The sequence below is a fragment of the Leisingera sp. F5 genome, assembly GCF_001593695.1.
Map to the genome: position 1 here is coordinate 1 of NZ_LUKH01001197.1, position 1201 is coordinate 1201.

General features: G+C 64.7%; 1 protein-coding gene. It reads right to left on the reverse strand.

Translation table 11 applies throughout. The features are described 5' to 3' along the window. Positions 1-1201, reverse strand: a 1201-nt coding sequence (gene tssK / locus A2I95_RS40090) for a type VI secretion system baseplate subunit TssK (protein WP_291737901.1), incomplete at both ends; no start/stop codon positions are given.

Below are 1201 nucleotides of genomic sequence, written 5' to 3' on the forward strand. Positions count from 1 at the left end.
ATACTGCCCAGACACATGCACCGCGATGCCGCCCGAAGTGGTCATCTTGCGCCAATAGGGGCTGTCCGCATCCATCTCGAAATAGACCACGCCGGAGTGATAGGGGATCTGCCGCGGTGCCACTGGCAAAGGCCGCAGGGTGATCCCCGGCAGCGCCGAGTTCACCAGTTGGCGGATCTCCTCGACGGGGCCGATCTTGGCTTGGCCCGAGAAATGCTTGCGCACATCCTCGGCCGGAATATCCGCGCTGACCGCCAGCACAAAACCAGCATTACCCAGCAGTTTCCGGTCGGCAATGACCCCCACCGAGATACCGTATTTGCGCGCCTCCAGCTTGATCGGGATCGCGGTCTGCTCCAGAACCGAGCTCAGGTATTGGCGCAGCACCCGGATCACCGGCGCAAAGCATTCGACCAGATTGTCATGGGTATAGGGCGGAAACTCCGGCGCCTGTTTTTCGGTCGACATGAACACCGACAGCTCCCCGGCCAGCCCCGCACAGGCGGTGAACAGCCGTTCGGGATGGAGGTTCTCGATATTGCGCAGATGGCGTACTTGCGGCAGCATCCGGTTGACCACTGCCAGCAGCATGAAATCCGACACATCCGCCACCCCGCGGGCGCCGCCGGCTTCTGACAAGCGGCCCGCCAGCGCCTCCATCCGGTGCGCCAGCAACCCCTCCAGCTCACGCAGGAAACCGCTAAGCGCAGGCGCCGCCCGCACGTCCAAGCAAGCCGGGACAAAGGCCTGATCAAGCACGATCTCCTTGTCCGGGCGCACCTCGATGATGCGCGCCACGGGGATCGCCAGCAGATCGGCCAGATCGTCCACCTCCAGCGCAAACTGCAGCCGCATCTTGCCCACATCCAGCTCCACTGGCTTGCGCTCGGTCGAGGTCACATCGGTCACTTCCTGCTTGTCCGGGCGCAACCGGCTGGCCGAACGTTCGGCGCCGCTCAGATCTACCTCGGTGGCGCCCTGGCGGCGCTGCGGCACAGTCATGTAGACGATGCAATCCTTGACCGTCGAGGGCACTTCCATCGCCGGCGGGTGCGGGTCCGCCATCGGCACCCGGAACACGGTGCCGTCATGGGTCAGCCCCTCGCAGGACTTCACTGCGAACTGGCCGATCTTCAGCGCCTCATGGTCGATCTCCAGCCCGTTCACGCCCCAGGCATAGGGGCTGAGCCGCCGCGCCAGC